Annotated in this window: 21 protein-coding genes; 18 read left to right on the forward strand and 3 right to left on the reverse strand. The window is 43.2% G+C overall.

Annotation, left to right across the window (positions count from 1 at the left end; all coding sequences use genetic code 11):
• The first annotated feature begins 2 nt into the window (after positions 1-2).
• The 5 genes from AC1DOV_RS10685 (at position 3) to AC1DOV_RS10705 (ending at position 5,050) form a co-directional block, all read left to right on the forward strand.
• A complete protein-coding gene (locus tag AC1DOV_RS10685; RefSeq protein WP_477549895.1) occupies positions 3-1,469 on the forward strand; it encodes an aldehyde dehydrogenase in 1,467 nt (488 codons plus the stop codon).
• A 64-nt stretch (positions 1,470-1,533) separates the two neighbouring features.
• A complete protein-coding gene (locus AC1DOV_RS10690) occupies positions 1,534-2,313 on the forward strand; it encodes a 2-keto-4-pentenoate hydratase (protein WP_477549896.1) in 780 nt (259 codons plus the stop codon).
• Between the two features lie 13 nt (positions 2,314-2,326).
• Complete coding sequence (locus AC1DOV_RS10695) at positions 2,327-3,223, forward strand: acetaldehyde dehydrogenase (acetylating) (protein WP_477549897.1); 897 nt, start codon at positions 2,327-2,329, stop codon at positions 3,221-3,223.
• 3 nt (positions 3,224-3,226) lie between these two features.
• Positions 3,227-4,258, forward strand: coding sequence for a 4-hydroxy-2-oxovalerate aldolase (gene dmpG / locus AC1DOV_RS10700; protein WP_477549898.1), 1,032 nt, complete (start codon positions 3,227-3,229; stop codon positions 4,256-4,258).
• Positions 4,259-4,261: 3 nt separating this feature from the next.
• A complete protein-coding gene (locus tag AC1DOV_RS10705; protein ID WP_477549899.1) occupies positions 4,262-5,050 on the forward strand; it encodes a 2-keto-4-pentenoate hydratase in 789 nt (262 codons plus the stop codon).
• A 2,085-nt stretch (positions 5,051-7,135) separates the two neighbouring features.
• On the opposite strand, the gene kynU is transcribed toward AC1DOV_RS10705, so the two are convergent.
• Positions 7,136-8,422 (reverse strand): kynureninase, encoded by a 1,287-nt coding sequence (kynU, locus tag AC1DOV_RS10710; protein ID WP_477549900.1) that lies wholly within the window; start codon positions 8,420-8,422, stop codon positions 7,136-7,138.
• 286 nt (positions 8,423-8,708) lie between these two features.
• Between kynU and gap the strand changes: the two genes are divergently transcribed.
• Genes gap through AC1DOV_RS10730 form a run of 4 tightly spaced genes read left to right on the forward strand, consistent with a single transcriptional unit; the run spans position 8,709 to position 13,357 of the window.
• Positions 8,709-9,758 carry a type I glyceraldehyde-3-phosphate dehydrogenase gene (gene gap / locus AC1DOV_RS10715; RefSeq protein ID WP_477549901.1) on the forward strand — a complete coding sequence of 350 codons (1,050 nt, stop codon included), beginning with the start codon at positions 8,709-8,711 and terminating at the stop codon, positions 9,756-9,758.
• Entirely contained in the window at positions 9,734-9,913 is a 180-nt protein-coding gene (locus AC1DOV_RS10720; protein ID WP_477511106.1) for a GapA-binding peptide SR1P, read from the forward strand. The genes gap and AC1DOV_RS10720 overlap by 25 nt, the downstream gene beginning before the upstream one ends.
• A complete protein-coding gene (gene ppdK, locus AC1DOV_RS10725) occupies positions 9,900-12,557 on the forward strand; it encodes a pyruvate, phosphate dikinase (RefSeq protein WP_477549902.1) in 2,658 nt (885 codons plus the stop codon). Before AC1DOV_RS10720 ends, ppdK begins: the two co-directional genes overlap by 14 nt.
• On the forward strand, positions 12,557-13,357 hold the full coding sequence (locus AC1DOV_RS10730) for a pyruvate, water dikinase regulatory protein (RefSeq protein ID WP_477550046.1): 801 nt from the start codon (positions 12,557-12,559) through the stop codon (positions 13,355-13,357). Before ppdK ends, AC1DOV_RS10730 begins: the two co-directional genes overlap by 1 nt.
• A gap of 62 nt (positions 13,358-13,419) precedes the next feature.
• Here the strand turns inward: AC1DOV_RS10730 and AC1DOV_RS10735 are convergent, their stop codons facing one another.
• Entirely contained in the window at positions 13,420-14,241 is an 822-nt protein-coding gene (locus AC1DOV_RS10735) for a MerR family transcriptional regulator (protein WP_477511104.1), read from the reverse strand.
• A 122-nt stretch (positions 14,242-14,363) separates the two neighbouring features.
• Between AC1DOV_RS10735 and AC1DOV_RS10740 the strand changes: the two genes are divergently transcribed.
• The 6 genes from AC1DOV_RS10740 to AC1DOV_RS10765 all read left to right on the forward strand — a co-directional run bounded on the left by AC1DOV_RS10740 (position 14,364) and on the right by AC1DOV_RS10765 (position 19,749).
• Complete coding sequence (locus AC1DOV_RS10740; protein ID WP_477549903.1) at positions 14,364-15,635, forward strand: alcohol acetyltransferase; 1,272 nt, start codon at positions 14,364-14,366, stop codon at positions 15,633-15,635.
• Positions 15,632-16,306, forward strand: a complete 675-nt coding sequence (locus AC1DOV_RS10745; protein ID WP_477549904.1) for a DUF6320 domain-containing protein — start codon at positions 15,632-15,634, stop codon at positions 16,304-16,306. The genes AC1DOV_RS10740 and AC1DOV_RS10745 overlap by 4 nt, the downstream gene beginning before the upstream one ends.
• Positions 16,307-16,445: 139 nt before the next feature.
• The gene (locus tag AC1DOV_RS10750; RefSeq protein WP_477549905.1) at positions 16,446-16,817 is read left to right on the forward strand and encodes a GntR family transcriptional regulator; all 372 of its coding nucleotides are present in this window, start codon (positions 16,446-16,448) and stop codon (positions 16,815-16,817) included.
• A 50-nt stretch (positions 16,818-16,867) separates the two neighbouring features.
• Complete coding sequence (locus AC1DOV_RS10755; protein WP_477549906.1) at positions 16,868-17,641, forward strand: hypothetical protein; 774 nt, start codon at positions 16,868-16,870, stop codon at positions 17,639-17,641.
• Positions 17,642-17,659: 18 nt separating this feature from the next.
• The gene (locus AC1DOV_RS10760) at positions 17,660-18,988 is read left to right on the forward strand and encodes a hypothetical protein (RefSeq protein ID WP_477549907.1); all 1,329 of its coding nucleotides are present in this window, start codon (positions 17,660-17,662) and stop codon (positions 18,986-18,988) included.
• Between the two features lie 26 nt (positions 18,989-19,014).
• Entirely contained in the window at positions 19,015-19,749 is a 735-nt protein-coding gene (locus AC1DOV_RS10765) for an ABC transporter ATP-binding protein (RefSeq protein ID WP_477549908.1), read from the forward strand.
• Between the two features lie 46 nt (positions 19,750-19,795).
• On the opposite strand, the gene AC1DOV_RS10770 is transcribed toward AC1DOV_RS10765, so the two are convergent.
• The gene (locus AC1DOV_RS10770; protein ID WP_477549909.1) at positions 19,796-20,764 is read right to left on the reverse strand and encodes an alpha/beta fold hydrolase; all 969 of its coding nucleotides are present in this window, start codon (positions 20,762-20,764) and stop codon (positions 19,796-19,798) included.
• Positions 20,765-20,949: 185 nt separating this feature from the next.
• Between AC1DOV_RS10770 and AC1DOV_RS10775 the strand changes: the two genes are divergently transcribed.
• From AC1DOV_RS10775 to AC1DOV_RS10785, 3 genes are all read left to right on the forward strand, one after another.
• The gene (locus tag AC1DOV_RS10775; RefSeq protein ID WP_477549910.1) at positions 20,950-21,357 is read left to right on the forward strand and encodes a MerR family transcriptional regulator; all 408 of its coding nucleotides are present in this window, start codon (positions 20,950-20,952) and stop codon (positions 21,355-21,357) included.
• 64 nt (positions 21,358-21,421) lie between these two features.
• Complete coding sequence (locus AC1DOV_RS10780; protein WP_477549911.1) at positions 21,422-22,330, forward strand: alpha/beta hydrolase; 909 nt, start codon at positions 21,422-21,424, stop codon at positions 22,328-22,330.
• 40 nt (positions 22,331-22,370) lie between these two features.
• On the forward strand, positions 22,371-23,051 hold the full coding sequence (locus AC1DOV_RS10785) for a Crp/Fnr family transcriptional regulator (protein WP_477549912.1): 681 nt from the start codon (positions 22,371-22,373) through the stop codon (positions 23,049-23,051).
• Positions 23,052-23,100 lie beyond the last annotated feature (49 nt).

Below are 23,100 nucleotides of genomic sequence, written 5' to 3' on the forward strand. Positions count from 1 at the left end.
AGATGAATCATGACTTTATAGCAAATCCTGCTGTAAAAGATGCGAAGCTATTTATCGGCGGCGCATTCGTAGATTCCATTTCGAGTGCCACATTCGATACGATTAATCCGGCAACGAATATGAAGCTGGCCTCAGTGGCAATGGCGAATGAAGCAGATACGATCAGGGCGATCGAGGTAGCGCAGAGAACGTTCGAAAGCGGCGTTTGGAGCCATATGACAGTAGAGAAAAGAGCCGAAATTTTATGCCGCATGTCCGATTTGATTATGCAAAGGCATCAAGAAATTGCGGTACTAGAAACACTTGATGTCGGCAAGCCGATTAAAGAAAGCCGTGGCTTTGATATACCGAGAGCGGCATCGAATATGCGATTTTTTGCCGAAATGGCACTCTATCATCATGCTGAAAATTTTGAAAAGCAAGGCATGATGTCCTATACCAAATATGCACCAGCGGGCGTAACCAGCATCATTATTCCTTGGAACTTGCCCTTCATGCAAATGACCTGGAAGGTATCGGCAGCACTTGCAGCTGGCAATACGGTTGTTGTTAAACCAGCTTCGAACACACCGCTCAGTGCTTTTGTTCTTGGGGAAATTGCAAATGAAGCTGGGCTTCCTCCGGGCGTATTGAACATTATTGCCGGATCAGGCAGCACGGTTGGCACAATTATGGCTTCCCATCCTTATGTTCGCCGAATTTCATTCGTCGGCGAGTCGGGTACAGGTAAGACGGTCATGCGAAATGCAGCAGAATCATTGATTCCAGTTTCTCTCGAGCTGGGCGGCAAATCAGCTAATATCGTTTTTGAAGATGCTGATTTGGATGAAGTTGTGAAAGGCTCAATCGATGCCATCTACCGTAATCAAGGACAAATCTGTCTTGCTGGCTCTCGAATGCTGCTTCATGAAAGCGTATACGATACGTTTTTGGAAAAATTTATTGCAGCTGTTAATCAAATAAAAGTAGGTATGCCGCTTGACGAAGAGACGGATATGGGGGCACTCGTATCCAAATCACATCTCGAAGAGGTCCACAGCTATGTGGAGATAGGACTCGCTGAGGGTGCGAAGCTCGGCTGCGGAGGCACACGCGTTGAAGGGCTTGGAAATGGCAACTTCTATAAGCCAACTGTGCTTTATGATGTAGACAACAAGATGCGAGTTGCGCAGGAGGAGATTTTTGGACCGGTTCTCGTGGTCATTCCATTCAAAACAGAAGAAGATGCGATTCGAATAGCAAACGACTCGATTTATGGACTTGCAGGCGTCGTTTGGACGAATGACCTGCGCCGCGCACATCGTGTGGCCGCTTCTGTAAACTCCGGATTGTTTTGGATTAATTGCTGGTATTTCCGCGATCTGCGTACCCCATTTGGAGGCTCGAAAGCAAGTGGAATCGGCCGTGAAGGCGGTCGTCATAGCTTTGATTTCTATACAGAAGCCAAATCGATCACGATGAAGCTATAAGGAAGATGGTGACGATATCGTCACCATCCGCTTTATTTTTAGGAGGAAAGAGAGGACATTTACTATGAACCCAATCATCAATACGCTGGCAAGTGAACTATTGGAAGCGGAAGCGACACAAGTGGCTATCGCACCTTTTACTGAACGTTACTCGGAAATAACTGTAACCGATGCCTATCACGTACAATTGCAGGTCGTCAAGCAAAAGCTGGAGGCAGGTCGTCACATTATAGGCAAGAAAGTTGGACTAACAAGCAAAGCGATGCAAACGATGCTGAATGTCAATGAGCCAGATTATGGACATTTGCTTGATGATATGGAAGTGCAAGATCAAAGCATCGTAAAAGCAAATGAAATGATCGCGCCGCGCATTGAGGCGGAAATTGGCTTCATCCTTGATCGGGATCTGAAGGGGCCGGATGTAACGTTCCTCGATGTGCTGTTAGCTACAAAATATATTGTGCCTACATTAGAAATTATTGATAGCCGAATTGCAGATTGGAAAATCAAGTTGATCGATACGGTAGCTGACAATGGTTCATCGGCAAAAGTTGTAATCGGGAAGAAAAAAACGTCTATCGACAATATAGATTTACGCGATCTTGGAATGATTTTATTTAAAAATGGCGAGCAAGTCGCAACGGGAGCGGGAGCAGCTGCACTCGGACATCCAGCCCATGCGATTGCATGGCTTGCGAACAAGCTTAGTGAATTTGATATTTCATTAAAGGCTGGAGAAATTATTTTGCCGGGTGCTTTGTCTGGAGCGGTTCAGGTTAAAGCCGGAGACCACATCGAAGCACGATTTGGTTCTATCGGGTCGGTATCCGTAGCATTCGAGTAGGAGGACAAACCATATGGGGAAATTGAAAGCAGCTATTATCGGATCTGGCAACATCGGTACGGATTTAATGTACAAGCTGGAAAGAAGCGATTGGCTTACACTTACAGCGGTAATCGGCATCGATCCGAATTCGGAAGGACTTGAGCGGGCCAAAGGACGCGGATATGCGACTTTTTCGAATGGCATTCAGGGGCTTATCGACAATCCTGAGCTTGCGGACATTATTTTTGATGCTACTTCCGCCAAAGCTCATGTTAAACATAATGAAGTGCTGCAAAAGATGGGGAAAATGGTCATTGATTTAACACCGGCAGCAGTTGGGCCATTCCTATCCCCTGTCGTAAACATGGGCAATCATCTGCAAGCGACGAACGTCAATATGATCACATGCGGGGGGCAAGCAACGATCCCAATCATTCATGCTATAAATGAAGCAGCAGACGTCGTGTATGCTGAGATTGTAGCGACAATTGCTAGCAAAAGCGCGGGGCCAGGCACGCGGGCTAATATCGATGAGTTTACGATTACAACACGCCGCGGTATAGAGGAGGTGGGCGGTGCAGATCGTGGAAAAGCGCTAATCGTCTTAAATCCAGCAGATCCGCCGTTTATGATGCGAGACACCGTCTATTGCGAAGTGAAAAATATGGATGAGGCTGTTATAAGCAAAGCGATTTATGACATGGTTGAACGCGTAAAAGAATACGTGCCAGGCTATCGCTTGAAGCAGGAGCCTATTTTTGATGGAAATCGAGTATCGGTGTTTCTCGAGGTAGAGGGAGCAGGAGATTACTTCGCGCCATACGCAGGCAATCTTGATATTATGACGGCTGCCTCTGTCCGGGTAGCAGAAGATTATGCAAAAAACCGCCTATCAAACCAGTCTAGCGAAACGAATAGCGAGGTGTAAAGGGTGAACCGAAAAAGTAATCAGCCGGTCCAAATTACGGAAGTGTCCTTGCGGGATGGCAGCCATGCGGTTGCACACCAATTTACAGAGGAACAGGTGCGGAGCGTTGTTCGTGCGCTTGATGATGCGGGCATGCACAATATTGAAGTCAGCCATGGCGATGGTTTAGGCGGGTCAACTTTGCAGTATGGCCGTTCGCTCGTTGATGAAATGAAGCTGATTGAAGCAGCCGTAGATGAAAGCAAACAAGCGAAGATCGCCGTTCTACTGCTGCCAGGCATAGGGACGGTCCATGAGTTGAAGCAAGCAAGAGCTCTAGGGGCAAGCCTAGTACGAGTAGCAACTCATGTCACGGAAGCAGATGTGTCAGCCCAGCATCTTTATATGGCTAGAGAGCTCGGCATGGAAGCGATTGGTTTCCTGATGATGTCGCATTCCGCTCCCGTAGAGAAACTGGTGGAACAAGCGAAATTGATGGAAAGTTATGGCGCTGAGGCTGTGTATGTGACGGATTCTGCCGGAGCGCTGCTGCCGCATCAGGTTCGTGAGCGAATTGAAGCGTTAAAACAAGCCTTATCGATCGAAATTGGATTCCATGCGCACAATAATCTGTCTTTGGCAGTTGCCAATACGCTTGTAGCAATCGAAGAAGGTGCAACTCGAATTGATGGCAGCGTGCGATGCTTGGGAGCTGGAGCGGGCAATACCCAAACAGAGGTTTTAATTGCGGTGTTAGATCGATTAGGTGTGAATATCGGGATCGATTTGTATAAAATGATGGATTTGGCTGAGCATATCGTCGGTCCACTTCTTCAGCGTCCGCAAGAAATCGTCACGGGCAGTCTCGTGATGGGTTATGCGGGTGTATACTCCAGCTTCCTGCTGCACGCGGATCGCGCAAGCAAAAAATTTGGCATTGACTCGCGCGACATTCTAATTGAGCTTGGCAGAAGGGGCATTATCGGCGGACAAGAAGACATGATTGTTGATGTTGCCGCAGAGCTGGCGGACAGAAATAAGAACGGGGTGTTGTAAACGATGGAGATCACACGCGAAATGGAACAAGAAATCGTAACGTATTTGTACGATGCCGAGAAAGAGTGCAGAGAAGTAATTAAGGTTACAGATCAATATCCAGACTTAACAATAGAGAAGGCTTATGATGTGCAAAAGCAGCTGTTACAGCGCAAGATTCAAGCTGGCACGCGTTCGATTGGCTATAAGCTGGGGCTGACTAGCAAAGCAAAGCAGGAAATGATGGGTGTCTATGAAGCGATTTACGGTGAGCTGACTAGCGATATGCTAGCTTTGGAATGGGAATCTATCGATTTCGAACAGTTGATTCATCCGAAGGCTGAGCCGGAAATTGCTTTCTTTATAGGCGAGGATCTGCAAGGAACGAATATAACCGGTGAAGATGTGCTGCGTGCAACGCAGTATGTTGCTGCAGCAATCGAAGTAATAGACAGCAGGTATTTGGATTTCAAGTTTACGCTTGCGGATGTTGTAGCGGACAATTGCTCATCGGCTAAATTTATAATTGGCAGCAAAATGGTTCCCGTGCGAGAGTTGAATTTGCCTGAAATCGGCGTTGTGCTCTCGAAAAACAATCAAGTGATGGCTACTGGCGCCGGTGCCGCGGTGCTGGGCGACCCCGCTGTATCGGTCGCATGGGCTGTTAATAAGTTAGGCGAGCGCGGCTTAGGGCTGCGCAAGGGCGATATTGTGCTGAGCGGAGCGATTACGGAAGCAATTGCTTTTCAGCCGGGAGATACAATTCAAGCACAGTTTGCTCATCTGGGAAGCGTATCTTTAAGCTGCGTATAAGCATGGCTTGGAAATGAAAATGACATTCAAACTGATAACAGTTTGGGTGTCATTTTTGGTTTGTTTTGGTTGAGGGGATGCTCATATTACAATTGCATTTTCATTCCTAACGAACTGAGTAGACGCTATTGGGCTGAAAATTGTGTTTTTTGAACGCTAACGAACCCCAGTGGCGTTATTGCTCAAAAGGATGTCCAAATGTGAGGTAACTTAGGTGAATAGCGAGTGTGGGGTTCGTTAGAATTTAAAACAAGCCTAATTTGATCAAATAGCACCTGTGGATTTCGTTAGAATGTGTCGAGGTAGGAGCTAAGTTGCGTGATTAGTCTACCAATTCCTAACGAACCCAGTAGATGCTATTTGGCAGAAAATTGTGTTTTCTGAACGCTAACGAACTCCAGAGGCGTTATTGCTCAAAATGATGTCCAGATGTGAGGTAACTTAGGTAAATAGCGAGTGTGTGGTTCGTTAGAAAATAAAACAAGCCTAATTTGATCAAATAGCGCCTGTGGAGTTCGTTAGAATGTGTCGAGGTAGGGGATGAGCTGTGAGCGTAGTCTACCAATTCCTAACGAACTCAGTAGACGTTATTGGGCAGGAAATTGTGTTTTCTGAACGCTAACGAACCCCAGTGGCGTTATTGCTCAAAAGGATGTCCATATGCGAGGTAACTTAGGTAAATAGCGAGCGTGGGGTTCGTTAGAAAATAAAACAAGCTTAATTTGATAAAATAGCGCCTGTGGAGTTCGTTAGAATGTGTTGAGGTAGGGGCTGGGGAGTGAGCGTAGTCTACCAATTCCTAACGAACTCAGTAGACGCTATTGGGCAGGAAATTGTGTTTTCTGAACTAACGAACCCCAGTGGCGTTATTGCTCAAGATGATATCCAAATGTGAGGTAACTTAGGTAAATAGGGAGTGTGGGGTTCGTTAGAAAATAAAACAAGCCTAATTTGATCAAATAGCGCCTGTGGAGTTCGTTAGAATGTGTCGAGGTAGGAGCTAGGTTTCGAGATTAGTCTACCAATTCCTAACGAACTCAGTAGACGCTATTGGGCAGGAAATTGTGTTTTGTGGACGTTAACGAACCCCAGTAGCGTTATTGCTCAAAATAATGTCCGAATGTGAGGTAACTTAGGTAAATAGGGAGTGTGGGGTTCGTTAGAAAATAAAACAAGCCTAATTTGATCAAATAGCACCTGTGGAGTTCGTTAGAATGTGTTGAGGTAGGGGCTGGGGAGTGAGCGTAGTCTACCAATTCCTAACGAACTCAGTAGACGCTATTGGGCAGAAAATTGTGTTTTCTGAACGCTAACGAATCCCAGTGGCGTTATTGCTCAAAATGAAGTCTAAATGCGAGGTAACTTAGGTAAATAGGGAGCGTGTGGTTCGTTAGAAAATAAAACAAGCCTAATTTGATCAAATAGCGTCTGTGGAGTTCGTTAGAATGTGTTGAGGTAGGAGCTAGGTTGCGAGATTAGTCTACAAATTCCTAACGAACTCAGAAGACGCTACTAGGCAGGAAAATGCGTTTTCTGAACGCTAACGAACTCCAGAGGCGTTATTGCTCAAAATGATGTCCAAATGTGAGGTAACTTAGGTAAATAGCGATTGTGGGATTCGTTAGAAATTAAAACAAGCCTAATTTGATCAAATAGCGCCTGTTGAGTTCGTTAGGATGTATCGAGGTAGGGGCTAGGTTGCGAGCTTAGTCTTCCAATTCCTAACGAACCCAGTAGACGCTATTTGGCAGGAAATTGTGTTTTCTGAACGCTAACGAACTCCAGTGGCGTTATTGCTCAAAATGATGTCCAAATGTGAGGTAACTTAGGTAAATAGGGAGTGTGGGGTTCGTTAGAAAATAAAACAAGCTTAATTTGATCAAATAGCGCCTATGGGGTTCGTTAGAACATGTAGGAGGAGGGATGGGTGAGAAGGCTGACCAGATGCGTTTATTAAACGTGGGTGGAAACTCCTTCCATACTATTAATAAACTCCGTAATAATATCTACTGTCTTTCTTCAAAAGCCCCCGTTCCGCTATTTGCGGAGAGGGGGCTTCGTTACGTTTGTTATTCGGTTAGTCAACTAGGCAACAACGCCGCGTTTGGTATCAAATGCTTCGTATTGCTTCTCTACGATGATGTTCTTGAGAATTTGTACAGTTTGCCAAACATCTGCATAGGTCGTGTAGAGTGCAACTGGTGCAAGGCGCACGACGTTCGGAGAACGGTAGTCGGGGATGACATGATTTTGCTTCAGAGCTTTGCATATTCGAATCGCCTCATCGTGCTCCAAGCTGATATGGCCGCCGCGGCGGTCATCCTCTTGTGGATTTGCAAGCACATAACCAAGACCCGGCAGCTCATGATTAATTAACTCAACCATGTAGCGTGATATATGCAGTGACTTCTCGCGAATTTGTTCGATCGAAGTCATTTCAAAAATTTCCAATGCTCCAATGAGCGGTGCGATGCTGAATATATGCGGTGTTCCGATTTGATAAGCGCCTGCAGTGTGCTCGACTGTTAAATTGTGCTCCATATCGAATTGCTTGCTTTTATTAGAGCTGTACCAACCCGTTAAACCAGGAACACGGCCAAAATGCTTCTTGTTCACATAAAGAGAGGCAACGCCGCCCGGTCCGCCATTCAAATATTTATAATTGCACCACAGCGCAAAATCCACGTCCCAATCACTGAAATAATGAGGAATAGAGCCTACCGAATGACAGCCATCAAACCCAATTATAATACCACGAGCATGTGCTTCTGCTGTTAGACGTTTAATATCTAGCAATTGTCCGCTTCTATATAGAACGGTCGGAAGCAGAATGACAGAGATCTCCTCGGACATTGCTGCGATAATATCATCTTCTTCAATCATTCGGCCATCACGGCTGGCTACACGAATCAGATGTGTCTCGGGATCATACCCTTTTAGGCGAAGCTGGCTTTGAAGAGCATAAATATCGGTCGGAAAATCGAGATCAGTTGCCATTATTTTCGTGCGATTGCCTGATGGTTGATAGAAGGTCGACACAAGCTGATGAATATTCGTTGATGTAGAACCTGTTATAATCACTTCCTCCGCATCTGCTCCGACAAGGGCAGCCATCTGCTTGGAAAGGGATTCAGGCAAGAAAAACCATGGTCGCGCGCCCTGGGTCCAACCATCGATCGTTTGTGTTTTCCATGACTCAAGCATCTCAAGCATCGTTCGTTCAGCGCGTTTGGAAATGAGGCCTAGCGAATTTCCATCTAAGTAAATCATGCCATCAGGTACATAAAACTCTTCGCGCAAATGTGCCAGCTCATCCATATGATCTAATTGTTTGGCGTACTCTAACGAATAATCCTGCGTAATCGCTTTCAATTATGTCACCTCTTCTTGAGTAAATTCTACTATTGTTTAGATAACTATATTATAATTATGACATGGTGTCAATATTATTCAGAATGGTGTACAATCAACAAAAAGAGTCGATCAAGTGGCGTGCGTAAATCGTCTTAACATTCATACTCACTTCAGTATATGACGCATATATAAAAACTAAGTAAATAATATGCGATTTATGCGTCTTATATAATTATATATTGCACACTAATTATTTATATGTTATGTATTATATAGATTCAAATCATAACAGGGGGTAATGGTAATGGAGGTTGGAGTAGGCATTAGCGGCACGGGGAGAATTGGCAGATTACTTATACGCAGAGCTTTTTCCAAAAAAATGAAAGGACTGAGGGTTAAAGCGGTCAACTCAACCTATCCTGTTGAGACCATTGCACATTTATTAAAATATGACACGGTACATGGCATCTGGGATGCAGATGTATCTGTACAAGATGGAGATCTCCTGATTAATAATAATAAGATTAAATATTTGACGGAAAAAGATCCTTCGCGGCTTTCTTGGAAGGAGCTTGGCGTAAGGCTGGCAATTGATGCGACGGGTAAGTTTACTGATCGTGAAGGTGCATCAAAACATATTGCGGCAGGTGCCGAGACGGTACTGATTACTGCTCCTTGCAAGGGAGCCGACCTTACGGTTGTGATGGGAGTTAACGAGCATCGCTTTGATTCGAATCGACATCGCATTATCTCCGCAGCCTCTTGTACGACAAACTGTGTTGCTCCAGTACTAGATGTGCTAGATCAAGCTTACGGCATAAAGCAGGCCTGGATGACTACGATACATTCCTACACCAGTGATCAGAATCATATGGACAATCCTCACAAAGATCTTAGACGTGCGCGTGCATGTGCACAATCCATTATCCCCACTTCAACGGGAGTAGGTAAAGCGCTTACTGATGTACTGCCGCACTTAGCTTCGCTCGTTCAAGGTATCTCGGTACGTGTTCCGACTCCTAATGTATCACTTGTTGATTTGACAGTTCATCTGGCCAAAAAGACTTCATATGAGGAAGTAAAACAAGCTTTTGTATTTTCCGCTGCGACGAACTTAAAATCTTATCTTGATGTAGTCGATATACCGCTTGTTTCAACGGATTACATTGGTAATGAGTTTTCAGCTATTATTGATGGTTCATCTCTTATGGTGAGCGGAGACCAATTAAAGGTTTTGGCATGGTATGACAATGAGTGGGCTTATTCCTGCAGAGTCATGGATTTGGCGCAATGGGCATGCAATCCACATTCTATCGGAGGTGTAGAGGGATGGAAACAAACCGCTGCAAGGTGAAAATGGGAGTGATACTCTGTAAGCATTGCGATTCAGTCATTGATACCTTGGATACTGAAAAAGTAACGGTCTATTACTTGGAGTGCGGTCAAGCCAATTGCACGAATTACAATTCCGGGGGAATACAAGGAGGCATGAGTGATGACGAGCAATAGAGTGCTGTTCTTTCATGAAGGCAACGCAGGGATGAAGCATTTGCTCGGAGGAAAAGGTGCGAATTTAGCAGAAATGACGAATGCCGGACTTCCAGTTCCTCCTGGGTTCACAGTTACAACGGAGGCTTGCAGAGCTTATTATGCTGGAGGGCAGCTTTTGCCGGAAGGTCTATTCGTGGAAATCCGGAATGCTTTAATGAAAGTGGAAAAGCTGAAAGGACAATCATTCGGTGGGGATGAGAATCCACTGCTGGTATCAGTCCGCTCGGGCTCGGTTAATTCAATGCCTGGAATGATGGACACTATTCTTAATCTAGGGCTGAACGATGTTACTGTAGAGGCGCTTGCTCGTCAAACGGGAAACCCGCGTTTCGCTTATGATTGTTATAGAAGACTCATCCAAATGTTCGGCAACGTCGTATTTGATATCGAAGGTTTATATTTTGAATCACTGCTGCATCAATTGAAGCTAAGCAGATCTATAGAAGATGATAAGGATTTGCCGGCTGAAGCTTGGATGGAATTGATTGTTTCTTATAAACAGTTAATAGAAGCTAAATCGCGAAAAACGTTTCCGCAAAATGTTTACACCCAGCTTGAGCTAGCCGTCGAAGCGGTATTTCGTTCGTGGAACAATCAGCGGGCAATCGTCTATCGGAAAGCGTATAACATTCCAGAGTATCAAGGAACAGCAGTAAATATTCAATCGATGGTGTTCGGCAATATGGGGGATAACTGCGGAACAGGTGTATTGTTTACCCGGAATCCTTCAACGGGCGCCAAGATGCTCTACGGGGAGTACTTGATCAACGCCCAAGGTGAGGACGTTGTCGCTGGCGTGCGAACACCTCTGCCGATTGCAAAGCTGGAGCAGGAAATGCCAGCAGTATTTAAACAACTTGTAGAAACAGCGGCAAAGCTGGAAGCTCATTATAAGGATATGCAGGATATTGAATTTACGGTGGAGAACGGCACACTGTTCATTTTGCAGACACGGAATGGGAAAAGAACGGCACAAGCAGCGGTTAAGCTAGCTGTTCATTTTGCCAAGGAAGGCATACTGAAGCGGGAGGAGGCGCTCGCTCGAATAGAGGTGGAGCATTTGGATAAATTGCTTCACCGAGCGATTGATGAGGATGCTAAGCTGGATGTGCTGGCAACGGGACTGCCAGCCTCGCCGGGAGCAGCTACAGGGCAAGTTGTTTTTGATGCTGACAAGGCTGAGGAATGGGTGCGCGAAGGTAGAAGGGTTGTGCTTGTTAGCGCAGAGACAAGTCCGGAAGATATTCACGGCGTAATCGCTGCCGAAGGCGTGTTAACAAGCCGCGGGGGGATGACAAGCCATGCCGCCGTCGTGGCTCGGGGAATGGGCAAGCCATGTGTATGCGGCTGCGAGGAAGTTCGCATCGATAAAGATGCTGCGTTATTCACTGCCGGCGAAATCACGGTACGTGAAGGCGATTGGATTACGCTGGACGGTTCCACTGGACGCGTTATTATGGGCGGAGTGAAGCTCAAAGAACCAGAAATTACCGTGGAGCTGGAGGAACTGCTCGAATGGGCGGATGAAGTCCGCGATTTGGCCGTTCGAACGAATGCCGACACACCGGAGGATGCCGAGAAAGCAAGAGCATTCGGCGCAGAAGGCATCGGTTTATGCAGAACGGAGCATATGTTCATGTCCGCGGAGCGCTTGCCTGTCGTTCAAGCCATGATCCTGGCGGATACGAAGGAGGAGCGGCAACGAGCACTCGATCTGCTTCTCCCGATGCAGCAGAGCGATTTCGAAGGTATATTTACCGCGATGGATGGTTTTCCTGTAACAATAAGGCTGCTCGACCCTCCTTTACACGAATTTTTACCGCATTTGGAGGAGCTGGTTGTGAGACAGCAGCAAATACTCCTAGCTGCAAATGTTCACGAGCATGTCAGCGAAAAGCAAGCATTGGATGCTCTTATACGCAAGGTGCGCAATCTGCAAGAGATGAACCCGATGCTTGGACAACGAGGCTGTCGTTTAGGCATTCTTTTCCCCGAGATTTACGAAATGCAAGCCATTGCGATATTCCATGCTGTACTGAATTGTAAAAATAGAGGCATTCAAGTTTTACCTGAAATTATGATTCCCCTTGTGGGGCATGCGAACGAGCTGAAAGTGATGCGATCGCTCGTTGAAGGTGCCGCTAAAACGGTACTAGGCCCAGATAATGAACATATATCCTATAAAATAGGGACGATGATTGAGGTGCCTAGAGCGGCGTTAACCGCAGACAAAATTGCCGAGCATGCTGACTTTTTCTCTTTTGGTACAAATGATCTGACACAAATGACCTTCGGCTATAGTCGGGACGATGCGGAGGGCAAGTTTCTCAGTCACTATGTTGACCATGAGATATTACCCGTAAATCCATTTCAGGTGCTGGACATAGAAGGGGTTGGCCTCTTAGTCGAATGGGCTGTTCAGAAAGGCCGATCGCTTAAACCGCAGCTCAAAACAGGCATTTGCGGGGAGCATGGCGGAGATAAGGAATCGATCTTTTTCTGCCACAACGCGGGATTAGATTATGTCAGCTGTTCCCCTTACCGGGTGCCTCTGGCAAGAATAGCTGCGGCTCAAGCTAAGCTGAAATTCGGAAAACAATGATGCACAATAAGCAGCAATATTTAGTCATTTGCTCTGACTCAATTGGCGAAACCGCCGAGGCGGTTGCTCAGGCGACCATTCGTCAATTTAACCCAGAGCAAGTTACGGTCAGGCGGTTCAGCAATATACGAAGCGTAAATGAGGTTCGGCAAGTTGTTAAGGAAACGGCAGAAAAGGGTGGTTTTATCGCTTATACGCTAGTCCAGCCAGAACTGCGCGAGATGATGAAAGCAGAAGCCACACGATTTCAAATTCGCGCAGTGGACATTATGGGTCCGATGCTTCAGGCGTTCGTGGACACGTATGGAAATACGCCTAAACGACAACCAGGCTTGCTCCATGAAATGAATGAGGATTACTTCCGGAGAATAGAAGCGATGGAGTTTGCGGTCAAATATGATGACGGTCGGGATGCCCGCGGCATGCTGCAAGCCCAAGTCGTTCTGATTGGCGTATCCCGTACATCAAAAACGCCGTTAAGTATCTATTTGGCGCATAAAGGCATAAAATCCGCGAACTTGCCCATCATGCCAGAGGTCAATCCACCTATGGAGCTATTCAAAATTCCAAGCCGCCGCATCATTGGACTTACGATGGATGCTGAGCATATTCTTAATATCCGTACGGAGCGGTTGAAAGTGCTTGGACTTCCTACGGGGTCCCAATATGCAACATTTCAGCGTATCATAGAGGAGCTGGAATACGGGCAAGCGTTAATGAAGCAAATAGGCTGCGTCGTTATCAATGTGACGAACAAAGCGATAGAAGAAACGGCTGGACTTATTATGGACTATATTTAATTTTACTAAAACGGGACTGTCCCTTAAGGTCTATGACCTTGAGAGACAGTCCCGTTTGCTTTTTACTCTGAACAGGGCACCAATAACGCTTGAAGCTCATATACCCATTGAAAAATGCCTGTAAAAATAACCGATTGGACAATAAATGCTAGTTCAGCATCATATTTCGTTTTTGCATCATTTATCATATTTTGCATGGCCAATGGTTTTTGCTCTTCGGAGCAATAACCATAAATATACGTTCCGGCTGGCAATACGGCCATATTGTCTGCCTCAGCAGGCCACTTTTCACAGACACCAAAGAGGACAGAATGGTTTTCAGACTGCTCTTTCTCTAATGTCGTCAATATAAATGCTGTATGTTCGAAAATAAATGAATCTCCCTCGCCGTCACTGCTATATTGCAGGAGCAGATCTTGAAGCTGCTGGAAATTTTCAATGCTCGGTTGCTGGATAGAAGGAAACGTTAAGATCATTCTTTTTGGAATCATTTTGCTTGAAAAAATATGATCGGAAAGCTGCTCAGGTATGAGTGTCGTACGCGTTTCATACTGTTCTCTCAAAGCTAAAAGCAATTTTTTAGTTTGTTGCAGTTGTTTGATTTCCTGATCTATTTTATCTTCAGTCGCTATCAGACAAGGAATTATATATTCATAATGGTCATTTGCGAACAACTCTTTAATATCGTTCAAAGGCATACTTCGTTGTTTGCAAAAGTTAATCACGTTCAGATAAACCAATTCCTCATCTGAATAATAGCGATAACCTGTGTGAACATCTACTTTTGCAGGCTTCAACAAGCCAATTCTGTCATAATGCCGTAAGGTTTCTATGGTCGTGCTGCTTCGTTTGGCAGTTTCTCCGATAGAGTAGTATGTCCTCATGTCAATCTGCTCCTATTGACTCTTATGTTACACAAGAGTTTATGATTTTCATTGTAATTAAATTCGATTGATTATACAAACAAGAGCTAAACAGCATGAATCTAGAAAGGAAGAAATTCCAATTGAACAAATGGTATAAGCTCGATAATGCTGCAAAGCTTTTTCCATCCGTTACGAATACAAAAAACACTTCAGTTTATCGAATTTCAGCCGTATTGAAGGATAGAATAGATGCTGACGCCTTGCAAAAAGCGACTGATACCGTATTTGATCGTTTTCCGATGTTTACCGTTAAACTACGTAAAGGTGTGTTTTGGAATTACTTGGATGAAAATACGGAGAAAATTGTGATAGAAGAGGACGAGCAGTATCCATGCAGGGATATTGATCCGAATACGAATAACGGCTACCTATTTAAGGTTTTATATTATCAAAATAGAGTATCGATTGAAGTTTTTCACTCCCTTACGGATGGCAATGGAACCATTGAATTTTTAAAATCACTTTTATACTATTACCTCATATATTTGGGGGAAAACATCGATTCTGAAGGAAAAATTTTGCTCGCGGATACTGGAGTGGATGTGCTTGATATGGAGGACAGCTTTCGCAGGTATTACCAGGATTGTTATGTTGAACGAGTGATAACGAGCAAATCTTATCATGTTAAAGGTACACGCTTTGAGCACTTCGGAAACAATGTGGTGCACGGCGTTGTTAGTGCTTCTGCATTGAATGCACTTGCCAAGCAAAAGGGCTGTACGATAACAGCGTATTTAACGACATTGCTCATTTACTCGATTTATCAAACAAGGATTAAATTTAGTGAGCAAAATGCCCCGGTGGTCATATCTATTCCAGCCAATTTACGCAAAGCCTTCCCGTCGCGAACGCTTCGCAATTTTTTTGGCGTTGTAAATATCGGAATAAAAGTAACCGAGGACGCTTCATTTGATGAGCTCATTATTCGAGTAAATGAAATGTTAAAGCAGAAAACTGGAAAAGAAAATTTGCAAAATATTATTTATAACAATGTAGCGCTCGAACGCAACAAAGCTACTCTTTTTATTCCGCTGTTTCTCAAAAGCTGGTTTGTTGATTTTGGTTTTCGCACACTAGGAGAAAGCAGAAGAACGATGACGTTATCCAATGTTGGCAACATCATTTTGCCGCAGCAAATGTATAACTATATCGACGTTATTGAGGCTGTAGTCTATCCATCAAATAAAAGCCCAGTAAGCTGCGGCGTCTGTACGGTTAATGATAAGCTGACGATTACGTTTACGAGAAGTATTGTAGAAGCCGATATACTGCAATATTTTTTCTCTTATTTAGCGGCTCAGGCTGGGCTTGACGTGAGAGTATATTCAAATGATTGGGGGAGGAATGGATGAGGTTATGCAATCGATGCAATGTGAGCGTTGACGATCAGCACGACTATTGTCCGTTATGCTCGAGGCCTCTTGGGAATCGCGGGAATAGTGCGTCAGAGTACCCCTCCTATGCAAAATTACATCAAGAAACAGCCGTATTTACACGTACGAAGCTGTTTTTGTTTTTAACGATATCGGTTATAGTACTCTCGATTACGATTAATTTATTAACGTTGCAGCTCAATCCTAAATTGTGGTCTGCGATTGTGACGACCGGGTTAATCTATGCATGGGTGATCGTAAAAGATACGATTTTGTCAAAGGCGCATATCGGCAAAAAGATATTGTTTCATTACGCGATATTAGCGCTTTTTTTACTCGTAATCGATATTTTTGTTGGGTTTATGAAGTGGTCAACCACCTATGCTATTCCGCTGTTTGGTATGGCAGCAACTTTTATGATGACTCTGCTCGCCATTATAAAAAAATCGTTATGGCATAATGATATCGGTTATTTATTAGCGATGTTTTTCATCAGCCTATGTCCTGCGATTTTATTTATTTTTCAATTAGCGGATGTCATTTGGCCAAGTGTGGCAGCGATTGTGTACTCATTGCTCACGATCATCGGCATGATTATTTTTTCGGATCGGCAATTTAAAGCAGAAATAAAGAAACGGTTTCATTTTTAAAAGGTTTAGAAAGGTTTATTTCATATCAATGAAGAGGAGGAGCAGGTCACAAAATCATGCTCCTTTTTTTGTTACATATTGACAACTAAATTGTACTAGTGCAATAATACAACCAAGAGATAAGGCAGGTGATGTGTACGTGCTAAATTTTTATGAATTAAAGCTAAACAACAAGGAGCCCGTATACGTGCAGGCCGCATTGTATGTGAAGAGGCAAATACTGCTGGGGAAAGTTGAATTGGGGGATAAGCTGCCGTCTAGGCGAGAAATAGCTGCACAACTGAACATTAATCCGAATACAGTGCAAAAGGCTTTTAAGCTTATGGAGGATGAAGGTTATGTTCGCACGAGCAGTACGCTCGGCAGTGTCATTTATGTAGATGAGGCGATCTTAAAGCAAATTGAAGCTGAGCTGACGGATGAGTTAGTGAAAGCGTTTATTGGCTCCGCTAAGGAGATTCATTTGTCGTTCCAACAAGTCATTTCCCTCATTAGCGAGCGTTGGGAATAGTTTTTTTTGGCGTATCTGTACTACTACTATAATACAATTGAGGTGGTATTATGAGAACCTTTTATCGACTGCTGCAATATGAATTTTCAACCTGGTTGAAAGCGATTATGCTGCTTTGCACAGCTGTAATCGTTATCCCTCTTTATCTGCTCCACATGTTTGTCAAAGACTATGGTGAATATACCGTTCACGAGCGCTATGAACATATTTATGCCTCTTCAGGCTGCATCATCGTATTCCTCCTATGCATAGCAGCAGCATGCGGATTTTTCTTAAAGACGATTTATGCAGGTTATTGGGGCAGTAAAAGTATATACATGTTTTTATCACTGCCTGTAAGGCGTGAATCGATTTATTTTAGCAAAATCGTTGTTTTTTTCATTTGCTTGCTCATGCTGCTCGGGTCGCAGCTAATTAGTATAAAGCTTGGATACGATGTGGTATCGGCGAAGTTTACGAGCTATGGTGAAGGCCGCTTTTCGATGACAAATGGACTTTTTTTAGCGGTTATCCGTTCTGATTTTTTTCGAATCATCATGCCATTAAACCTAAGCAGAATCATATCATCAGCAAGTATTTTATTTATGATTACAACAGCTCTATATTACGGGGCTTTATGCGAACGAAGCAAAAGGTACTGGGGTTTAGTCGCTATTGGATCCGCGGTTATAGTGGGAATTAAAGTACTGAGCTATCGAATGAGTGAAACCTATTCTTATGCAGCACCAAGTCATTTGTATATTAGCAGTTCAATTATGCTTATTTTAAGTGGATTTTTCATATGGCACAGCATCAAGCTAATAAAAAAAGCAGCTATCGCTTAAGAAAGGGATGGGATCGCTATGAAAAAGCTGAAAAACCATGCAGTTCTTGTTGCTCTAATTGCAGCGATAGCTGTCATAGGGATAATGTCCGGCAGTATCTACGCGAAGAAGGATCAAGGGACATTTTATTTAAAAGATTTGCAGGGTTCACGTCAAGCAATTGAGGATGCAGTCATAAGTGGAGAGCTGAAGGATGGGAGCCATCGCACTAGCTTCCGTATTGAGAAAGGTCAAGTGAAAACGAGTACCGTGTTATTTGAGCAGATGCAGCAGCAAACCCCAAAACGATTTATTCCGGGAAATGCTAAAATAATGAATGGCATTGAATATGATATTTCGAATACTGGACCGCTTTTTGAAATCGTTGCTCGTGATCGAAGGAACACGATTCCCATTCCTATCGGTACGGCAACGGTTAACCCGCCTGTTCATTATAATAGAGCGGATCAGAAGGATAATAGCGTCACTTATACGAATGCTCTCGAATATGGACTTGCCAAAATTGGCGATAACGTATATTTTACATTGCCAACGACAACGCATTACACAGGAGAGAACGGAATCTATGAGTTAAAGTTTTCAGATAATTGGGGTTATCGAGGCATAACCGGAGACACAGGCCTGAAGCCGCGTACCGTGGCAACCTTCAGCCTGGATAAAAACAAAGATAATCCGAATTCAAACATTGAAATTCTGGGATTAGAAGCCGTTGGCAGCAGCTTGGCATTAATTGCAGTTGAAGATAACCAGCTTATTATTCGTGCATATGACAGTATCAGCGGGAAGCAATTAGGTGAGACAATAGTTCCTCATTTTTACTTGGCAGGACGGGATCGAGCGAGCTCATTCAATAATCCGAGCGGGGATACCTATTATGAAAACTATGAAGCATTTAGCGATCACGATCAGAACATGCTAAATGTGAGTTTTAGCCGGTCATCTTCAGCAGAGGATGCTGTTGCCAATAATAATAATAATAAAACAATGTTTAGTTTTCATTTATCGAGTGAAATGAAATTAAACGAAACGATAAAAGAAAGCTTTGCGGACGGAGAAGAGGACAATTTCAGCGGTATGCTCGCGATGAGCTATCATAACGATAAGTTATATGTCGTCAAAACAATGAGAAGCAAGCCTAAAGATGAAAGTCAGCTTCAATATGATATTGTGCTTCCTAAACGATTTATGATTTATGTGTATCAAGCCTCTACATTGCTCTACAAAGGCGAGCTTATGACTGATCTGAATGACGATAATATTAGAGCGATGAATCTATCGCCGCTGCCAGGCGGGTTTGGATACAGCCAATCAGAGTATAGGTATTACGATAACCTCACTATTGAATAAAAGGATGGCAGGCAGGAGGGACATGGATGATCGAGCTGAAATATGTGGAAAAGCGCTATCCTGGAAGCAGTGAGTACTTATACGTGGATAGCTTAACGATAAACAAAGGTGAAATCGTTGGTATTCTTGGCGGTAACGGCAGCGGAAAAACAACATTGCTGAAGGCGATTATGGGAATCGTAGAAATTCAGAACGGTACCATAACAGTAGAAGGCAGACCAGTAACGGAGCAATATGACAACATTGCGTTGATTACGGAGGAAGGCAGCTTCCTTCCTGATCTGACACCCGTTCAGTATGCAGAGTTTTTAGCTGGTTTTTTCCCTAGATTCAATAGAAAACATTTTGACAAGCTAATCAGCTTTTATGAGCTTGAACCGCAGCAAAAAATCAAAACATTCTCCAAAGGGCAAAAGCTGAAGCTTGAAATTTGTGCGGGGTTTGCTAAGGACGCAAAATATATGCTGATGGACGAACCTTTTCAGGGCAAAGATATGTTCACTAGAAAGGATTTTTTAAAGCTGATGGTTTCCAATTTAAAAGGCGATGAGACGATCCTGCTCACGACGCATTTAATAGAAGAAATTGAGCATGTTATCGACCGTGCCATTATTGTTCATAAGGGCAGAATTAAAGCGGACTTTTATATAGACGAGATGAGAGAACAAGGCAAAAGTATAAGTGATGTCATGTCTGAGGTTATTGGCTATAAAGAGAATAAATATAAGGAAGCTTTGGATGATTCATTTCCCGAGAAATAGTTAAAGAAGGTTTCTAGTATGAATGCCATATTTTTAAAAATTAGCTTTAATTATTATTAATTGTGTTCACTATTTTTTGCAATACTTCTTCTCTATTGGACCAATGAATGTAATGCTCAGAATCAGAAATAGTTTCTTGCTTACTAAGGCTAGACCATTGTAAAAGCTGTCGCTGCACTTTCGCCCATTCGCCTCCGCTATCTGAAGATAAAATAAGCAGCGGGGTGTCTTTTAAGTAACCGCCATCTAATACAGCACGAGCATTCTCATTCATATTTTTAATGAAACTCAAATTATTGGATTCTCCAATATGATTATAATACATGGCTAAGTCAGTGGCTTTCCATGCGATAGGGAGCCGTTGATTACGTATGTTCTCAGCGGTAAATGGAAGTAAAACGCCTATATTTCCTAAAGCTCTAGCTATTCCAGTTACACGCAGACCTGCCATAAAGCGATTTATCAAATAGGGCTGCAACTCCCCAGCATTTGCATAATATTCAGGGCTGCCGCCATCTAATAAAATGATTTGTTCTACTTTATCAGGGTATCGTTGTGCAAAACGAAGCACCTCTAAGGATGCGAGCGAGTGTCCAATTAAAACGTAGGGCGCGGTTTCATTTGATTTATTAAGCAGTTCATGCAGTTCATCAACTAATGTATCAATCGTTCTAGGGATATATGTTTGCTCGCTCCAACCAAAACCAGCATGGTCAAAACTTACGGTTCTCGCATATTGTTGCAGTTCGTTTTGTAAGTAGTAAAAATCAGTAAAAGCATTAGGCGTACCAGACCCAGCAACAAAAACAATGGTTCGGCTACCAGCAGTTCCAACACTGTATACGTGCATGTCATGCGAGTTTATTGTATATCGTTTTCCTTGCGGCAAAAACATTTGTGATTCTTTATTCATCATATTGTATTGCCACATTCCTCCTATTAATAAAAGAATGACAACGGACACTACGATTTTCATTATGACTTTTAATTTTTGTTTACGAGTTTTTTTGTTCATGGCTGATCCTTTATCGACTTTGAAATTTGTTCAGTTGTTTACTTTTTCGTACCACAATTAGTATATTATAGCCTTTTCGTTTTGGCATAACTACAATGCTATTTTCTAATTAAACGTTAAGACCTATGATCAGCCTGTGTGTCTCTTCAGAATAATCTTTCAACCAACATAAGAGGGGGATTGAAATGACCGGTTATTTGCGAGGGCAAATTGCAAAAATGGCGAATGTGAATATCGAAACGTTAAGATACTATGAGAATCATGGTCTAATACCGGCGCCGATGCGTTCTGAATCAGGTTATCGGATGTACTCTGAGGAAGTATTAAGTCATCTTACGTTTATAAAAAATGCTAAGGCTTGTGGATTTACGTTAAAAGAAATCAAAAAAGCATTAACAAAGTCTAGCAGCAGTCAAATTAGTCTCGCTGATTTTTTGACTGTGATCGATAAAAAAGTGGATAAAATCCGTTCAGATATGGAACGGCAAGAACAAACATTAGCAATGCTCGCAAGCTTAAAAACAAATCTGCAAGAAGAAGAAAAGCACCCGGAAACTCAGCAAACACTTCACATCCTTCACATGGAATCTTAGCTTGACGTTGTACTATGCTACAGGCTGTAAACTTACGTTATTAAGCCTGTAGGAGGAGTATTACATGGAAAAATCGAGTATCGAACAGCTTACAGCGATTAAACAATTTTTAAAACAATCGAGCAATTTTAGCGAAATGCCTGTGGAGAATATACGAAATGAAATGAACAATACCGCAGCTGCAATGCAAATGAATACAGATATTATTGTCCAAGAGGTAGTAATCGGAAACCTATATGGTGAATGGATTACTCCAGCTAATCTAACTGTAGATGTGAACAAGGTCATTCTTTACTTCCATGGCGGTGGTTTTATAGCAGGCACTTGTGCATTCTATCGTGATTTGACGGCAAGAATAGCGAAATCCAGTGGGGTGAAAGTGCTTGTCATTGAATATAGACTTGCACCGGAGCATTCGTATCCAGCTGCAAACGAGGATTGCCTCACTGCCTATCGTTGGTTGCTTGAGAACGGTTATTCCGCTGCTAATATCCTATTTGGCGGAGATTCGGTAGGCGGAAGCCTTGCGCTTATGACCTTGCTTTCACTTCGAGATCAAGGAGAGACGCTTCCAGCAGGTGCTTTTCTCATCTCCCCCCATACGGATCTAGTTCATTTGGATGGTGAATCCTATACGACTCGATTGGAGCTTGATCCTACAGGGAGCTTGGAGGGAAATCGCAGGATATTGAACTTGTATTTAGGCAGCAGTACGGATGCTATCCCGCTCTTATCCCCCCTTAGAATGAATTTGAGCGGACTGCCAGATTTGTTTATCCAAGTAGGCGATCATGAAGTTCTGTTAAGTGATTCTACACGGTTTACGGATCAAGCAAGAGCAGCAGGTGTCGCTGTTACGCTGGAAGTATGGGATCAGATGTGGAGTGTATTTCATTTTCTCGCCTACATGCTTCCGGAAGCGCAGCAGGCTATCGACCATATTGGTCATTTTGTGAAAAAGAAGCTGCCTTAAATCTTTATTTTTTCATCTCGATTAACGAACTGGAGGAGAAATGGATAACATTCAATATTTATCGCAATTCAATTTGCTTCATTCACTCACAATAGAAGACTTGATAGAGATGGATGAAATGACCTCTATTACCGTTATCCCGAAAAAGACATTTATTCAAACACCGGAATCTTTTTCAGAAGGGCTTTATTTTGTGAAAAAGGGAAAGGTTCGTTTATATAAGCTTAGTGTGGAAGGCAAGCAATTTACTTCGGATATATTGGGTGAAGGAAATGTATTTGGCGAGATGAATATCATTTCATTTGGTACACGGGATCACTATATTGAAACGATTGAAGAAAGCCATATTTGTTTGATGAGTAAAGATAGGTTTGAAAATTTTTTAATGCAGCGGCCACGCTTCATGATGAACTTATTACAGGTATTAAGTGATCGAATTAGTGCGATGAGTCGTTTAACACAAAATTTAGCACTAGGAGGTCTTCATGATAAAATTTTGCATGTTCTCATGAAGCTTTCTGAGCAATTTGGACTTACGAGCATGGATAGGGATGAGTATTGCAAAATTGATTTTCCTCTTTCACATCAAGAAATTGCAAATCTGGTTGGAGCGACAAGAGAAGCGGTAACAGTAGCCTTACAAGAGCTATCGGAACAAAAACACATTAAGACAGGTTTTAAAACCATCTACATCCATAAAAAAATGTTGTTGCTAAGCTAGGTTATGTAGAAAGGGTTGTAAACTAGATTACATCTTCGCTTATAAATAA

This window comes from Paenibacillus sp. 01T47 (genome assembly GCF_056398245.1).